At 31.0% G+C, this 14,901-nt stretch carries 17 protein-coding genes and 1 pseudogene; 13 read left to right on the top strand and 5 right to left on the bottom strand.

Going from position 1 to position 14,901, the window contains the following annotated elements; translation table 11 throughout:
• Positions 1–242 precede the first annotated feature (242 nt).
• Positions 243–752, top strand: coding sequence for a GNAT family N-acetyltransferase (locus tag L3B96_RS26730; protein WP_238899614.1), 510 nt, complete (start codon positions 243–245; stop codon positions 750–752).
• A 55-nt stretch (positions 753–807) separates the two neighbouring features.
• Here L3B96_RS26730 and L3B96_RS27385 read toward each other — a convergent pair whose 3' ends face one another.
• Positions 808–933 carry a hypothetical protein gene (locus L3B96_RS27385; RefSeq protein WP_275297426.1) on the bottom strand — a complete coding sequence of 42 codons (126 nt, stop codon included), beginning with the start codon at positions 931–933 and terminating at the stop codon, positions 808–810.
• Positions 934–1,001: 68 nt separating this feature from the next.
• Here L3B96_RS27385 and L3B96_RS26725 point away from each other — a divergent pair, with 68 nt between their 5' ends.
• Positions 1,002–2,060, top strand: a complete 1,059-nt coding sequence (locus tag L3B96_RS26725) for a galactose ABC transporter substrate-binding protein (protein WP_238899615.1) — start codon at positions 1,002–1,004, stop codon at positions 2,058–2,060.
• A gap of 167 nt (positions 2,061–2,227) precedes the next feature.
• Positions 2,228–3,247, top strand: a complete 1,020-nt coding sequence (locus L3B96_RS26720; protein WP_238949024.1) for an aldo/keto reductase — start codon at positions 2,228–2,230, stop codon at positions 3,245–3,247.
• Positions 3,248–3,335: 88 nt separating this feature from the next.
• On the opposite strand, the gene L3B96_RS26715 is transcribed toward L3B96_RS26720, so the two are convergent.
• Complete coding sequence (locus tag L3B96_RS26715; RefSeq protein WP_238949023.1) at positions 3,336–4,223, bottom strand: LysR substrate-binding domain-containing protein; 888 nt, start codon at positions 4,221–4,223, stop codon at positions 3,336–3,338.
• Between the two features lie 142 nt (positions 4,224–4,365).
• Here L3B96_RS26715 and L3B96_RS26710 point away from each other — a divergent pair, with 142 nt between their 5' ends.
• A complete protein-coding gene (locus L3B96_RS26710; protein ID WP_238949022.1) occupies positions 4,366–5,397 on the top strand; it encodes a putative sulfate exporter family transporter in 1,032 nt (343 codons plus the stop codon).
• A 94-nt stretch (positions 5,398–5,491) separates the two neighbouring features.
• On the opposite strand, the gene L3B96_RS26705 is transcribed toward L3B96_RS26710, so the two are convergent.
• Together L3B96_RS26705 and L3B96_RS26700 are read right to left on the bottom strand one after the other, a co-directional pair.
• The gene (locus L3B96_RS26705; protein ID WP_238949021.1) at positions 5,492–5,869 is read right to left on the bottom strand and encodes a hypothetical protein; all 378 of its coding nucleotides are present in this window, start codon (positions 5,867–5,869) and stop codon (positions 5,492–5,494) included.
• A 50-nt stretch (positions 5,870–5,919) separates the two neighbouring features.
• Complete coding sequence (locus tag L3B96_RS26700) at positions 5,920–6,243, bottom strand: hypothetical protein (protein ID WP_012059318.1); 324 nt, start codon at positions 6,241–6,243, stop codon at positions 5,920–5,922.
• Between the two features lie 458 nt (positions 6,244–6,701).
• Between L3B96_RS26700 and L3B96_RS26695 the strand changes: the two genes are divergently transcribed.
• Positions 6,702–6,902, top strand: a complete 201-nt coding sequence (locus L3B96_RS26695) for a hypothetical protein (protein WP_238949020.1) — start codon at positions 6,702–6,704, stop codon at positions 6,900–6,902.
• Positions 6,903–6,963: 61 nt separating this feature from the next.
• On the opposite strand, the gene L3B96_RS26690 is transcribed toward L3B96_RS26695, so the two are convergent.
• The gene (locus L3B96_RS26690) at positions 6,964–7,704 is read right to left on the bottom strand and encodes a GntR family transcriptional regulator (protein ID WP_026888883.1); all 741 of its coding nucleotides are present in this window, start codon (positions 7,702–7,704) and stop codon (positions 6,964–6,966) included.
• 384 nt (positions 7,705–8,088) lie between these two features.
• On the opposite strand from L3B96_RS26690, the gene udp reads away from it, so the two are divergent.
• From udp to L3B96_RS27525, 8 genes and pseudogenes are all read left to right on the top strand, one after another.
• Complete coding sequence (udp, locus tag L3B96_RS26685; protein WP_012059316.1) at positions 8,089–8,874, top strand: uridine phosphorylase; 786 nt, start codon at positions 8,089–8,091, stop codon at positions 8,872–8,874.
• 33 nt (positions 8,875–8,907) lie between these two features.
• Positions 8,908–9,309 (top strand): cytidine deaminase, encoded by a 402-nt coding sequence (gene cdd / locus L3B96_RS26680; RefSeq protein ID WP_012059315.1) that lies wholly within the window; start codon positions 8,908–8,910, stop codon positions 9,307–9,309.
• Positions 9,310–9,385: 76 nt separating this feature from the next.
• Entirely contained in the window at positions 9,386–10,576 is a 1,191-nt protein-coding gene (locus tag L3B96_RS26675; RefSeq protein WP_077831718.1) for a phosphopentomutase, read from the top strand.
• 24 nt (positions 10,577–10,600) lie between these two features.
• Positions 10,601–11,284: a YitT family protein gene (locus L3B96_RS26670; protein WP_023974979.1), complete on the top strand. Its 684-nt coding sequence runs from the start codon at positions 10,601–10,603 to the stop codon at positions 11,282–11,284.
• 25 nt (positions 11,285–11,309) lie between these two features.
• Positions 11,310–12,023 carry a purine-nucleoside phosphorylase gene (gene deoD / locus L3B96_RS26665; protein WP_026888887.1) on the top strand — a complete coding sequence of 238 codons (714 nt, stop codon included), beginning with the start codon at positions 11,310–11,312 and terminating at the stop codon, positions 12,021–12,023.
• 23 nt (positions 12,024–12,046) lie between these two features.
• On the top strand, positions 12,047–13,099 hold the full coding sequence (locus tag L3B96_RS26660) for a BMP family ABC transporter substrate-binding protein (protein WP_238949019.1): 1,053 nt from the start codon (positions 12,047–12,049) through the stop codon (positions 13,097–13,099).
• A gap of 110 nt (positions 13,100–13,209) precedes the next feature.
• Positions 13,210–14,760: an ABC transporter ATP-binding protein gene (locus L3B96_RS26655; RefSeq protein WP_275297425.1), complete on the top strand. Its 1,551-nt coding sequence runs from the start codon at positions 13,210–13,212 to the stop codon at positions 14,758–14,760.
• Positions 14,735–14,901 (top strand): annotated as a pseudogene (locus L3B96_RS27525) (ABC transporter permease); the annotation flags it as partial. The gene L3B96_RS26655 and the pseudogene L3B96_RS27525, both read left to right, overlap by 26 nt.

Raw genomic sequence — 14,901 nt, 5'->3', positions numbered from 1 at the left:
TAAAAATAGTTTAGGAATCGGCTTTTTTATTTAACTGTAAAATTATTCAAGTAAAAATGCACTATTATAGTAAATACTAATAAACACCTTTATGAAGATTAAATTAGAGTATATACATTTTTGTAAGATAAGATGGAATGACAATTATACAAACTTACCATATAACAATGATATGGTAAGTTTTGCTTTATATATAATATGGGTATATTATAATAGTTAAAAAACTAAAAGGGAGATTGATTATGAATAAAAATTTTGAAATTACGGAAATAACACAAATTTCAGATGATCTTTTGCAGGAGCTCTCACTTCTACTTATAAACGTAGTTGAAGGCGGTGCGTCAGTTGGTTTTTTACCACCATTAAGTTTAGAAGATGCAAAAAAATATTGGAGAGAAGCATTGACTACAGGAGTTGTACTTTGGATTGCAAAGGTAAGAGGAAGGATACTTGGTACTGTGCAATTACATTTATGTCAAAAACAAAATGGAACACATCGTGCAGAAATTGCAAAACTTATGGTACATTCTGATTCCAGGAGAGAAGGATTAGGCAAGTACTTAATGGAGAATGCAGAGAAAAAAGCAAAGGCTGAACAGCGAAGTCTTATCACATTAGATACAAGAGCAGGTGATCCTTCAAACTTGTTATATAGGTCTATTGGCTACATCGAGGTAGGGCGAATACCTAAATATGCAAGATCTGATAATGGTAATTTACACGAAACTGTTTTTTATTATAAGCAAATGTAGTTTAGCTATAGTAACCCATTGCATGACATGAAAAAATAATTAGCAGGTGTGAATATCAAATTATTTTTTTCTTTCCAACTTCATATTTGACTACTTCATGACCTGATTGTATTGCTCCTTTAATAAATGCTTCAGATAATAGATAACTATTACCACCAACTCTTGCGCTACAAATCAACATTAAATAGCATAAACTTTTTTTTATAAAGACATAATAAAATTATATAATAAATGGCAAGGAGGATTTAAATGGAAGCATTTAAGAGAATATTAAGTATAGCTTTACTTGCAATTATATTGGTTATAATGCTTGGAAATAACTCATATATGACTACGAATGCCAGCACAAACTATCGTCAAGGCTCTCCTGTTAGAGTAGGCTTATTTACAAGAGATCTTAATGATGATTACATTGTACTCCTTCGCAAAAATTTTGAAGATATCCAAAAGAATAATCCAGGAGAAGTTTCATTCTCTTTTTATAATGCCAATTTTAATCAATCAACGCAAAACACAGATATTGAAAATGCACTTCACAAGGGTATTGATCTTATATTACTAGATATGGTTAATCTACTTGAAATACGAGAAATGATTAACAGAATTTCACAATTTAACATCCCAGTAGTAGTTTTTAATAGAGTACCATTTTCAATGGAGGCAATTAAATCATATAAAAAAGCTTTTTATGTAGGAACAGATTCAGCACAAGGCGGCACTTTGCAAGGGAAAATGATTGTTGATGCTTGGAACAAGCATAAAGAATTAATTGATAAAAATAAAGATGACACATTACAATACGTATTACTAGTTGGTGAAAAACTTAATAAAACTTCCATTGATAGGTCAGCATACTCTGTTTCAACTATTAACGAAGCTTTTATAAAAACCGAACAACTTGCATCTCCTATTTTGAATTGGGATACAGCGTCTGCTAAAGATGCCGTTGATGCATTGTTTTTGAGATTTGGTAACAAAATAGAAGCGATAATTTCAAATGATGACTCTATGGCAATTGGTGCTGTTCAAGCGTTGCAGAAATATGGCTACAACACTGGAAATAAATCTCAGTCAATCATAGTTGTTGGTCTAGATGGAGTATCTGAAGCTAAAGAACTAGTTTCAAAAGGCTTTATGTTGGGTACTGCATCACAAGAAACAGCTGATATGACTAATACAATATATACCGTAGGAATGAATTTAGTTAAAGATAGAAATCCTCTTGAAGGGGTATCCTATAAATCAGATGAAACAGGAGTGGCAGTTTTACTTCCATATGAACCATATACCGGGCCAATGTTTCAATAATAATTAATTTACTAAAGGTGAAATTGAAATAGGTATACATTATTTTAACTTAGATATTTACTTAGGTTTTATTCTTGACTTGAAGTTAACTTTAGGTGATATAATATCAAGTAAATAGGTTAATATAACCAATATATTTATGGAATTGCGAGAAAGGCGATGATAATATGGTAAATGTTACGCTAGGAAGAACTGGGATAGTAGTAAATAGAAATGGATTTGGTGCTCTCCCTGTTCAGCGTATCTCTAACGAAGAAGCAGTAAAATTGTTGAGGAAAGCTTACGATAATGGGATTAATTTTTTTGACTCAGCAAGAAGTTACACTGACAGCGAGTACAAAATTGGTCTTGCTTTAAGTGATGCTAGAGATAAAATAATTATTGCAACGAAAACACCATCAACTACTGTTGAAGGTTTTTGGAATGATTTAGAAAAGAGTCTTGCTATGCTTAAAACAGATTATATAGATATTTATCAGTTCCATAATCCAAGTTTCTGTCCTAAACCTAATGATGGGACAGGTCTATATGAGGCTATGCTAGAAGCAAAAAAACAAGGAAAGATTCGTTTCATAGGAATTACAAATCATAGATTACCAGTAGCTATAGAAGCTGTTGAATCAGGTCTTTATGATACATTACAGTTCCCATTTAGCTATCTTGCTGATAAAAAGGATGAGGATCTAGTAAATTTATGTAAAGAGAAGAATGTTGGCTATATCTGCATGAAGGCATTATCAGGTGGGCTTATAACAAGAAGTGATGCAGCTTACGCATACCTTTCTCAATTTGATAATACTTTACCTATCTGGGGAGTTCAAAGAGAAAATGAATTAGATGAATTTATATCATATATAGACAATCCCCCTGCAATGACAGAGGAAATTAAAGAATTTATTGAAAATGAGAGAAAAGAGCTTGTAGGTGAGTTTTGTCGTGGTTGCGGATATTGCATGCCATGTCCAGCAGGAATAGAAATTAATAATTGTGCAAGAATGTCCTTACTTCTTCGTAGATCTCCAACTGAAGGGCATCTTTCAGAGGAAGGTCAATCTAAAATGAAAAAGATTGAAGATTGTATAGAGTGTGGTAACTGTAAGGCTCATTGTCCTTATGGTCTTGATACTCCAAATCTTTTAAAAAGAAACTATGAGGATTATAAAACCTTTCTAAAGAATATAGGTTAAATAATAAAATATATTTATAGTGAATATTGAGAATAAATAGAGTCCACTTTCTTTAAATCAGAAATGTACTCTATTTATTTTTCTATTTTTATAGATTTTCTACATAGCTTTTTAGCATATCTATAAAGACTAGTGTTCCTTTTGAGGGGATTATACCTTTTTGCATTACATATGAGAATGGGCGAGTGTAAGTTTGTTTGGTTTTTAAAGTGGAAATTTCATTATTTTTTAAAGAATTCTCAATTACAAGTGAAGAAATAAAGGTTATTCCTAAATTGTTTTTAACAGCTTCTTTTACAGAATAATTGCTTCCAAAAACAATGATATTTTTAGCATTAATATTATTATTTGATAAGAAAAGATTCAAATATTGTCTAGTACCAGATCCTATCTCTCTACTAATCCAAGTCTGATTTTGTAAATCCTCAGCTGAAAAATAGTTATTAACTAAGTAGTGATTGTAAGGAACAGCAACTTCCATTTTGTCAGTATAAAATTTTTCAATCGTAAAGTGGGAAGGAGGAACAGTGCCCTCAACTAGAGCAATGTCAACTTGAAAATTCTTAACTTTTTCACATATGTTATGCGTGTTTTCGATTGTCACTTCTAATTCTAACTCAGGATAGGCTTTTGCAAATTTTCCTAAAAAGGCTGGTAGTAAATATTCTCCTATAGTAAAACTAGCCCCTATATGCAGTTGACCTTTTACAATATCCCCATAACCTAATAGATCATTTTTAGTATCATTTAATAGCTTAATCATTTGTTTTGAACGCTCATAAAGTAAATACCCAGATTGAGTTATATTTATATTTTTTTGCTTTATTGAACGTTGAATTAAAGTTGTATTAAAATACTCCTCAAGGTGCTTAATATGTAAACTTACACTAGGTTGGGATAGATTAATGGATTCAGCAGCTTTTGTGAAGTTTTTATGTTCAACAACTGCTATAAAAGTTTTTAATTCATCAAGCATGGGATCATCCTTTCTTAATCATTAATATTCTTAATCATTATTATAGAATATATATATTTTACTTATGATTATACACCTAATATACTAAAAATAGAAAAAGAAGTACTTCATATTCAGATAAATATTTTAGAAGGTGATATGAATGAGTTTAAATATAATTAAAGATAAGGAATTATCAAGAGGAATGGATAAGGTTTTAGAGGTTTTACCAGGAGTTATAATATGTACAATAATCGCATTTATTGCAAAGTATTTAAGTAATTATGTACCTAGCATAGGGGCAGCATCTTTAGCAATATTCATTGGAATGGCAGCAGGAAATACATTTTGCAATAGAAAAATATATGAAAAGGGATCAAAATTCGCAGAAAGTGAACTATTGTCATATTCTATAGTTCTGTTAGGCGGAACATTGGGAATTCAAACTATATTAAAATTAGGTTTTTCAGGAATATCATTTATAGTATTTCAAATGAGTATTACTATAGCACTTGTAATTTTAATTGGAAAAAGACTTAAATTCTCAGAGAATTTTAGTTTTTTAATGGCAAGTGGAAATGCAGTTTGTGGTTCCTCAGCCATAGCAGCTACCGCGCCAGTAATAGGAGCGGGAGACAGTGAAAAAGGCATAGCAATAACTATAGTAAATGTTACAGGAACGGTATTAATGCTTGTTCTTCCATTTATAGCTAAAGTGATATTTTCATTAGAAACAATAAGGACCTCTGCTTTAATAGGAGGAATACTTCAATCTGTAGGACAAGTTGTTGGCAGTGGAAGCCTAGTAAATGAACAAGTTAAGGATTTATCTACAATATTTAAAATAGTAAGAATAATATTTTTAGTTGTTGTTGTATTAATATTAGGAAAAATGAAAAATAAATCTAGGAGAGAAGAAAGCGGAACATTAAATTCAAAAATAAAAATACCCTGGTATGTATTGGCTTTTTTCCTTATGTGCTTAGCATTTACTGTTGGAGTTTTTCCAATGAATATTTCTAATGTATTTAAATTAATAAGTAGCAACTTTGAAGTAATTGCTCTTGCGGGAATAGGGATGAGAGTGAATTTTAGACAACTTATAAAAATAGGAAAGAAAGCTGCACTTTATGCCTTAGCAATTGCATTAATCCAAATAGTTTCAGCAATTTCACTTATCACAATATTTTTATAAAATGCTATGCTTTAATATAGTGTTGAAATGTAGCGTTATAAAAATTATAGGTGGGATTGCCCACCTGTGATACTTAATATAACAACATTGTTTATCAGTTTCTGTGAAAAGTTCTTTTTGAAATATATTCTACAGTGGCAAATACTGCAACCAATATTAAACATTCAAATTCTAATAGGGCAATGCTTATAGAATAATTTAATATTAGAAATATTATAGCAAGTATCAATGTGCATACTCCTGAAATACTCCATATTAAACCACATTTTTTATTAGTCAAAGCTAGTGTTTCTGAAGCTTTAGAAAAAGAAATCTTTTTATCATCTGAAAAGCCAGTAAAAAGCATTGCTATAGGCATAATTAAATCTAATATATTGTCTATTTTTTTATATAAATTGCATTGATATAAATGTCCTACAAAAATCATTATTACTGGAATACCTATGTTGCAAGTCAATGTTAGTATATTCATATGAAACCTCCATATATCTTTTTGGCTAATTCATAAATTAATATTTCATATTAATTCCTATCTATCTCAACTATTCTAGTCATATCTTCAAATAATATCTTTTCATCTATTGGACCTATTAACGTCTTCACCCTTGCAGAAGCTACAGCACCTCTAAAACTTCCGATTGAGTAAGATTTTATTCTACTATAATATTGATTTCCTGCTTCCATAGTTCTTTCCTTCAATTCAGGATCATTAGGAGCTTTACTTAATTCTAAAAGAAGTTTATAATAAATCTTTTTATAAGGATTAGATTCCCACATCGTAAAAACTACTTGAAATATAACAACTGCAATAGTTGCAATACATGCTATTAATACTTGTATTCCCATATATATTCTCCATCCTATAAATACGTAATAATTAAATATTGTTCATTGTATCACAGCTTTTTACCAATACTTATTATAACATAATTTACAAAATATCATACATACTATGTATACAATGGCTCTCTATTTTTTAAATCCCTATGTAGAACATTAATATGCTCAAAATAAATTTTTTGATTTTTAACACGATTTAAGCTATTATTCTATAATATATAATATAGTGTAGTGTAGTTGAAATATTATTTCTCCTTATTAAATAAATTTCACGACAAACTTAGAATGATTTATTAATTTTAATAAATCATTCTTATTTTAATTCCTAAATCATATGGCCTGAGAGATTAACATACAATAATTACAAAACAAATATGTATCGAATTTCAGATGATATCCACATAAATTCGACTATCATTGCGGAAACCAGTATAGATAACCCAATTATAAGCTAGATTTATACTATGAAATATATCCAAACTAGAAATAAGAATTATGCTTTTGTGAAATGTTTCATTAGGAATTTGATGGTTTTGATTCTTAGATTAAAAGTTGTTCCAAGTATGCTAGTTCAAAGCTTGCCTTTGAGGCTAGCATCTTGGGTACAACTTGTGATCTTAGAATCATCCATCATAATTTCCTTAGAAACTGGAACAACAGCATAATTCTTATTTCGGCGAGATATATCCATGAGTTCAGGTCTTAGTTGTGGTATCTATAATTAACCTATTGTTTTTTAGGATGAAACTTAATCGAACTTGTTTTTATCGGTAAATAATGCTTATTTGAAGCAATAGGAAATTCTGAATCTTTATAAAGAGTTTCCTGTATAAGATGAAATTGATTTTCTGGCGAAATTGGATACGTTTTAGCAGCAAAGTTTCCAGAAGTTGAATACTTTATTTCAACTAGTATATCACTAGATATTTCGTAAATATCCTTTTCTAGAAATTCTAAAATCATATCCTCATTGTTTAAATCAAGATTAAATTTTGAAATAGTTTCAATTGGCAATAAAGTAAACGTATAAGCTATAGCTTGACCTTCAGATTTATACCATCTATCTATTAATACTACAGCAGCAGTTTTCTTTACAAGAATTTGATTAAAATAGTCAGTAGATGGCTCTATTCTTAATTGAATTTTAACTTCATCAATGACATCATTTATGCACTTGTATACGGGGTGTCCCATTGTTTCTAAACCAAGATCTTTTTTAGGCTTAGATTTTACTATAAAATTTCCCTTACCTCTTATATTATTTACTAATCCATCATCTTGTAGTAGTGCAAGTGCCTGTCTTAGCGTAGTTCTACTAACACCAATTAATTTAGATAGTTCAGGTTCAGAGGGTAATCTACTTCCTTCGGGAAAAGTACCTTCATTTATCATTTTAAAAAGTTGATTATATACACTTACGTATCTTAATTCTTTTGGCTTTTCAACTATATCAAATTCATCATTCATAAAAATATCACCTTTCTACAGATATAACCCTGTCTAGACAAGTATACATATTGAATTACAAATTTTCAACTGAAATATTTGTTTTATACTTAATTATAACGTCAATTAAACAATATTGGCAATTAAATTATTAGAGTTATTTTGTGCACAGCCTGTCCTTCTAAAAGCTTGTACTAACAGCCTTTTGGCATAGTTTTAAAATTGAATGAATTTTCGGAATTTACCATGAATAAAATGCTTGACATGAAATAACAGACATGCTATTCTTTGAGTACAAACAATAATACAACTTAATAGACAAGTATTAAGGATGTCCAACATTTTTTAACGTAATGTTGAAACCGTATTCTGAAAGCGAATCGTGAAATAAATGGAGGTATTATAATGAATTATTCACAAGGTTCTGGGAAACAATATCATATAGATGTGAGAGAAGGAGATGTAGGTAAATACGTAATATTACCAGGGGATCCAAAGAGATGTAAAAAGATTGCTGCATACTTTGATGATCCAAAATTAATTGCTGATAATAGAGAGTATGTTACTTACACTGGATTTTTAGATGGTGTAAAAGTAAGTGTTACTTCAACAGGAATTGGTGGACCATCAGCTGCTATAGCATTAGAAGAATTAGTAAATTGCGGAGCAGATACTTTCGTAAGAGTTGGTACATGTGGAGGAATGGATATAAATGTTAAAGGTGGAGATGTAGTTATTGCTACTGGTGCAATTAGAGCAGAAGGTACTAGTAAAGAATATGCACCAATTGAATTTCCAGCTATTGCAAACTTCGATGTTGCAAGCCTACTTGTGCAAGCATCTAAAGATTTAAATAAAAATTATCATGTTGGAGTAGTTCAATGTAAGGATTCATTTTATGGTCAACATTCGCCAGAAACTAAACCAGTAAGTTATGACCTTTTAAATAAGTGGGATGCATGGATGAAATGCGGATGTCTTGCTTCTGAAATGGAATCAGCAGCTTTATTTGTAGTAGGAAGCTATTTAAAAGTAAGAGTAGGTTCAGTATTTTTAGTTGTTGCAAATCAAGAACGTGAAAAGGCAGGACTTGAAAATCTACAAGTGCATGATACAGAAACAGCTATAGAAGTTGCAATTGAAGGAATTAGAAAATTAATAAAAGCTGACAAAGAGAGAGAAACTAAATAAGAAATTGTTTGATCTTTCGGAAAGGAATATGAAATGAAAGAGTATGAAGATATTTTAGAAAGAGCTTTTAAAGCTATGGAAAATGCATATTCTCCTTATTCAAATTATAAAGTTGGTTCTTGTGTTGTTACTAAAGATAATAAATACTTTATAGGAGCAAACATTGAAAATGCATCTTATGGTTTAACAAATTGTGCAGAGAGAAATGCAATCTTTCAAGCATATTCAAATGGATATCGTAAAGAGGATGTAAAAGCAATTGCCATTGTAAGTGATGGAAATACGCTAGCAACTCCTTGTGGTGCATGCAGGCAAGTTTTAGTTGAATTATTAGAAAAACATACTCCAATAGTTTTATCTAATAAAAAGACTGAAAAAATTACTGATATCGAAGAATTATTACCAATGTCCTTTACAGAGGAAGATCTAAAATAATAAAATTTTAATTTGGGAATAAGTATTAAATATAAAATGAAATATAAACTTATATTAGTTTTGAAAGGATGGAGTTATGAAGAAATATAATAGAATTTTCACAATAGTAATAGATTCACTTGGAATTGGAGAAATGAGTGATTCAAAAGAGTATGGTGATGTTGGTGTAGACACACTTAAGCATATATCAGAGTCGGTAGATGAATTTAAGATTCCAAACTTACAAAAGTTAGGGTTAGCTAATTTACATCCAATCAAACATGTTGAAGCAGTTGAAAAGCCTTTAGCTCATTTTATGAAGATGAGGGAAGCAAGTGTTGGAAAAGATACAATGACTGGTCACTGGGAAATGATGGGGTTAAAAATAGAAACACCATTCCAAACATTTACTGATACAGGTTTTCCACAAGAGTTATTAGATGAACTTGAAAAGAGAACAGGTCATAAAATAGTTGGAAATAAAAGTGCTAGTGGAACAGAAATATTAGATGAACTTGGCGAACATCAAATAAAAACAGGAGATATGATCGTTTATACTTCAGCTGATTCTGTTTTACAAATATGTGGTCATGAAGAAACTTTTGGTTTAGATGAACTTTATCGTTGCTGTGAAATTGCAAGAGAATTAACTCTTAAAGATGAATGGAAAGTTGGAAGAGTTATTGCAAGACCATATTTAGGAATGAAAAAAGGTGAATTCAAACGTACAAGTAATAGACATGATTATGCTCTAAAACCATATGGAGCTACTGCATTAAATGTATTAAAAGATAATGGATTTGCTTCAATATCTGTTGGAAAAATAAATGATATATTTGATGGTGAAGGTATAACAGAATCAAATAAATCAAAAAGTTCTGTTCATGGAATGGAACAAACTTTAGAAATAATGGATAAAGAATTTAAAGGATCGTGCTTTGTTAACTTAGTAGACTTTGATGCTTTATGGGGACACAGAAGAAATCCAGTTGGTTATGCTGAAGAATTAGAAAAGTTTGATGTTAATTTAGGAAAAGTATTAGATAAATTAAAAGAAGATGATTTATTAATAATTACAGCAGACCATGGTAATGATCCAACTTATAAAGGATCAGATCATACACGTGAACATGTTCCTTTCTTAGCTTATTCTCCATCTATGACTGAAAGTGGATTAATGGAAACAAGCGATAGTTTTGCAGCAATTGGTGCTACAATAGCAGAAAACTTTGGAGTAAAGATGCCTGAGAATACAATTGGTGAATCAGTACTAAGCAAGTTAGTATAGTATTACAGGAAGGATATTTAACTAATGATGAGTACAGTTAATACGCTAAAGGAAAAATCACTTAAAGTTCTTCTTATAAATATTTTAATAGCGTTAGTTGGAGTTTCCCTTGTTGGATTTGGAATTGCATTTAATTCAGCTGCAATGCTTGGAAATGATGCAGTTGCAATTCTATATGATGGAGTTCGCAGTGCAAGTGGTCTTCCACAAAGCGAACTTGGAATGACAACAAATGTGGTAAATTACGCAATAATAATATTATCGTTATTAATTAACAGAAAGTATATAAATATAGGAACATTTATATATACTATTCCAATGGGAACCTTCGTTGGGATAGGTTCAAAGTTTTATGAATATATGAATTTGCCTAATGTTTTAGAGTGGAGAATATTAAGTTCTGTATGTGGATCCTTAATGCTGTTTACAGGATTAGGAATCTTTATAGCAATAAATATTGGATTAGATCCTTTTACAAGTTTAGCTATGATATTAAAAGACAAAATGAAATCTCAATATAGAACGGCAAAGATAATTTGTGATGTTACATCGCTTATAATTGGTTTTATACTAGGAGGAAAAGCAGGGGCTGTAACGGTTATTGCAGCCCTAATAGGAGGGCCTTGTATACAATTTGCATCAGAGCTATTTAAAAAGTCAGTTCTAATGAAGATTAAAATAGGTGAAAAGAACATTTTACAATATTAAAAACAAGATTTTGGAGGACAGAAATATGACAAATGTACCAACTCCCCATAATGGGGCAAAGCTAGGAGAAATAGCAAAAACAGTATTAATGCCAGGAGACCCTTTAAGAGCTAAATTTATTGCAGAAAACTTTCTTGAAGATGTTACTCAATTTAATACAGTAAGAAATATGCTTGGATATACTGGAACTTATAAAGGAAAACGTGTCTCAGTTATGGGAGGCGGCATGGGAATGCCATCTATAGGTATTTATAGCTATGAATTATTTAATTTCTATGGTGTAGATAATATTATTAGAATTGGAACAGCAGGAAGTATATCTGAGAAATTGCACTTACGTGATGTTGTAATCGGTTTAGGTGCATCTACTAATTCTAATTACGCACACCAATATAGTCTGCCAGGAACTTTTGCGCCTATTGCAAGTTTTGATTTAGTTAGCAGTGCAGTTGAAGCAGCAAAAGAAAACAATATAAATGTTGTTGTAGGAAACATATTATCTTCTGACACTTTCTATAGCGCTGATAAAACAGCAACAGAAAAGTGGAAGAGCATGGGAATTTTAGCTATAGAAATGGAGGCAGCTGCACTTTATATGAATGCTGCAGAAGCAGGAAAGAATGCGCTATGTTTACTTACAATTTCAGACTCAGTATTAACAGGAGAATCACTTTCAGCAGAAGATAGACAATTAAGTTTTACAGAAATGATGAAAATTGCTCTTGAAATAGCAAAATAATAAAATTTATAGGAGGAAGTATCATGAAAAAAGTAATTGCATTATTAATGACAACAATGATTATGGGAACTATGGCTGGTTGCGGATCAAGTGGAAACAAGACAACCGATAAAGGAACTACTGGTGATAATAAGGAATTTAAAGTTGCAATGGTAACTGATACAGGTGGTGTAAATGACCAATCTTTCAATCAATCTTCATGGGAAGGATTGCAGAATTTTGAAAAGAATAATGCTGGAGGTAAAGCAAGCTATCTCGAATCTAAGCAAGAATCAGATTATGCTACAAATCTAGATAAAGCTGTTGATGCTGGTAATAAAGTAGTTTGGGGTATTGGTTTTGCAATGTCAGATGCAATAACAAAGGCAGCAAAAGCAAATCCAGATGTTAGTTATGCTATAGTTGATAATTCATATGGAGATGATACTCCAGCTAATGTTACAGGCGTTATGTTTAATGCACAAGAACCTTCATTTATGGTAGGTTATGCAGCTGCTAAAACAACAAAAACAGGTAAAGTTGGGTTTGTTGGTGGTATAAAAAGTGGAATTATAGATCAATTCCAATATGGATACCAAGCTGGTGTTCAATATGCAGCAAAAGAATTAGGTAAAGATATTACTGTAGATGTTCAATATGCTGAAAGTTTCTCTGACGCATCAAAGGGTAAAGCAATTGCAAACAAGATGTTCTCATCAGGATGCGATATCGTATTCCATGCAGCAGGTGGAGTTGGTGTAGGTGTAATTGAAGCAGCTAAAGAAGCAAATAAATTTGCAATAGGTGTTGACCGTGATCAAGCATATTTAGCTCCTGATAATGTATTAACATCAGCATTAAAACTTGCAAGTGTTGCGGTTGAAAATGTTTCTAAAGAAGCTATGAGTGGAAACAAAATTGGTGGTAAAACTTATACTTATGGATTAAAAGAAAATGCTGTAGGAATTCCGACTGAAAACAAAAATATGGATCCAGCAGTATATAAAGCAACTATGGAAGTTCAAGACAAGATTAAAAATGGTACAATAGTTCCACCTTACAATGAACAAACTTACAATGACTTTTTAAAAAAATAATAATTTAAACTTAAAGTAGATAATAACTATTAAGACAGTAGTGGAGGTAGGCTTTGCTGGTAACTTAACGGTTTGCCGGCAAAGCCTTATATAATAGAGGAGGATTAGGTATGGAAATTAGCAAACAATATGCAGTACAAATGCGTGGGATTACAAAAACGTTTGGCTCGTTCTGTGCTTTAGATAATATCAACCTTGATATTAAAAAAGGTACAATTCATGCACTACTAGGAGAAAATGGTGCAGGCAAAAGTACCCTTATGAATATCCTTTATGGATTGTATCAAGCTGATCAAGGTGAAATATATCTTAATGGTGAAAAGATAAATATTAAAAATCCTAATATAGCTATTGAAAATGGAATAGGAATGGTTCATCAACACTTTATGTTAGTTGAAAATTTTACAGTAACACAAAATATAGTGTTAGGTAGTGAAATTACAAAAAAATGTGGAATATTAGACATGAAAAAAGCCCGAGAAGAAATATTAAACATTGTTAAAAAGTATGGATTAGATGTAGATCCAGATGCAAAAATTGAAGATATTTCAGTAGGTATGCAACAGCGTATTGAGATATTAAAAGCTTTATATCGTGGAGCTGATTTATTAATATTGGACGAGCCGACAGCGGTTCTTACTCCACAAGAAATTCAAGATTTAATAGGCATCATGCATAACCTTATTGCTGATGGAAAAACAATAATTATAATTACACACAAATTAAAAGAAATAAAGGAGTCTTCTGATGTTTGTACAATAATACGTAGAGGAAAATATATAGATACGGTAAATGTTAAGGAAGTAACAAGAGAAGATCTTGCAACAATGATGGTAGGTCATGCAGTCAAGTTAATCGTTGACAAAGAAGCTGCAAAACCAGATGAGGTTGTTTTTGAAATAGATAATTTAACTGTTAAAGATGAAAGAAAGTTAGATGCAGTTAAAGATTTATCACTTAAAGTACGTAAAGGTGAAATCGTTGGTATTGCAGGAATTGACGGCAATGGACAAAAAGAATTAATTGAAGCTATAACTTGTCTTGCTAAATCCGAAAAAGGTACCATTAAAATAAATGGAGTAGAGATACAGAATACTACAGTGGAAAACGTTATCAAAAATAAAGTTTCAACAATACATGAAGACAGGCAAAAACGTGGGCTTGTACTAGATTTTAGTGTTGCTGAAAATATGGTAATAGAAAAATATAAAAGTGAACCATATTGTAAGAATGGATTATTGGTTAAAGATAAAATTATGGCTCATACTAAGGAGCTTATAAATCAGTATGATATAAGACCTGATAACTGTGAATCAGCACCTATCAGAGGGCTATCAGGGGGAAATCAGCAAAAAGTTATAATTGCAAGAGAAGTATATAATGATCCAGACTTATTAATTGCAGTGCAGCCAACTCGTGGACTTGATGTAGGAGCAATTGAATATGTTCATAAAACATTAATAAGAGAAAGAGATAAAGGAAAAGCTGTTCTTTTAATTTCATTAGAACTTGATGAAGTTATGAATGTTTCGGATACTATAGCTGTAATTTCGGAAGGAACTATTGTAGGTACTTTTAAACAAGGTGAAGTTGATGAAAATACAATAGGCTTGCTAATGGCGGGAGGTAAACATAGTGAAGATAGTAGTAAAAATTCTTAAAAAACCAGTTACTTCAACATTCATTGCAATATTTTTTGGTTTTGTAGTTTCTGCAATAGTTCTTGGTATTGCAGGATATAACTCAATAGATGCTTTTAGCGCACTTTTTAATGGAATTTTTTCAAAACCTAAATATATATC

Source organism: Clostridium sp. YIM B02569 (assembly GCF_022320765.1).
In the GTDB taxonomy this organism is placed as follows: domain Bacteria; phylum Bacillota; class Clostridia; order Clostridiales; family Clostridiaceae; genus Clostridium; species Clostridium beijerinckii.
The sequence above is the reverse complement of the archived record's forward strand: the minus strand, read 5'-3'. Positions and strand labels throughout refer to the sequence as shown.

Excerpts from the sequence above, each read along its gene's own strand:
- L3B96_RS26730 (WP_238899614.1), top strand. The coding sequence starts at position 243 with ATGAATAAAAATTTTGAAATTACGGAAATAACACAAATTTCAGATGAT.
- L3B96_RS27385 (WP_275297426.1), bottom strand. The coding sequence starts at position 933 with ATGTTGATTTGTAGCGCAAGAGTTGGTGGTAATAGTTATCTATTATCT.
- L3B96_RS26725 (WP_238899615.1), top strand. The coding sequence starts at position 1,002 with ATGGAAGCATTTAAGAGAATATTAAGTATAGCTTTACTTGCAATTATA.
- L3B96_RS26720 (WP_238949024.1), top strand. The coding sequence starts at position 2,228 with ATGGTAAATGTTACGCTAGGAAGAACTGGGATAGTAGTAAATAGAAAT.
- L3B96_RS26715 (WP_238949023.1), bottom strand. The coding sequence starts at position 4,223 with ATGCTTGATGAATTAAAAACTTTTATAGCAGTTGTTGAACATAAAAAC.
- L3B96_RS26710 (WP_238949022.1), top strand. The coding sequence starts at position 4,366 with ATGAGTTTAAATATAATTAAAGATAAGGAATTATCAAGAGGAATGGAT.
- L3B96_RS26705 (WP_238949021.1), bottom strand. The coding sequence starts at position 5,869 with ATGAATATACTAACATTGACTTGCAACATAGGTATTCCAGTAATAATG.
- L3B96_RS26700 (WP_012059318.1), bottom strand. The coding sequence starts at position 6,243 with ATGGGAATACAAGTATTAATAGCATGTATTGCAACTATTGCAGTTGTT.
- L3B96_RS26695 (WP_238949020.1), top strand. The coding sequence starts at position 6,702 with ATGAAATATATCCAAACTAGAAATAAGAATTATGCTTTTGTGAAATGT.
- L3B96_RS26690 (WP_026888883.1), bottom strand. The coding sequence starts at position 7,704 with ATGAATGATGAATTTGATATAGTTGAAAAGCCAAAAGAATTAAGATAC.
- udp (WP_012059316.1), top strand. The coding sequence starts at position 8,089 with ATGAATTATTCACAAGGTTCTGGGAAACAATATCATATAGATGTGAGA.
- cdd (WP_012059315.1), top strand. The coding sequence starts at position 8,908 with ATGAAAGAGTATGAAGATATTTTAGAAAGAGCTTTTAAAGCTATGGAA.
- L3B96_RS26675 (WP_077831718.1), top strand. The coding sequence starts at position 9,386 with ATGAAGAAATATAATAGAATTTTCACAATAGTAATAGATTCACTTGGA.
- L3B96_RS26670 (WP_023974979.1), top strand. The coding sequence starts at position 10,601 with ATGATGAGTACAGTTAATACGCTAAAGGAAAAATCACTTAAAGTTCTT.
- deoD (WP_026888887.1), top strand. The coding sequence starts at position 11,310 with ATGACAAATGTACCAACTCCCCATAATGGGGCAAAGCTAGGAGAAATA.
- L3B96_RS26660 (WP_238949019.1), top strand. The coding sequence starts at position 12,047 with ATGAAAAAAGTAATTGCATTATTAATGACAACAATGATTATGGGAACT.
- L3B96_RS26655 (WP_275297425.1), top strand. The coding sequence starts at position 13,210 with ATGGAAATTAGCAAACAATATGCAGTACAAATGCGTGGGATTACAAAA.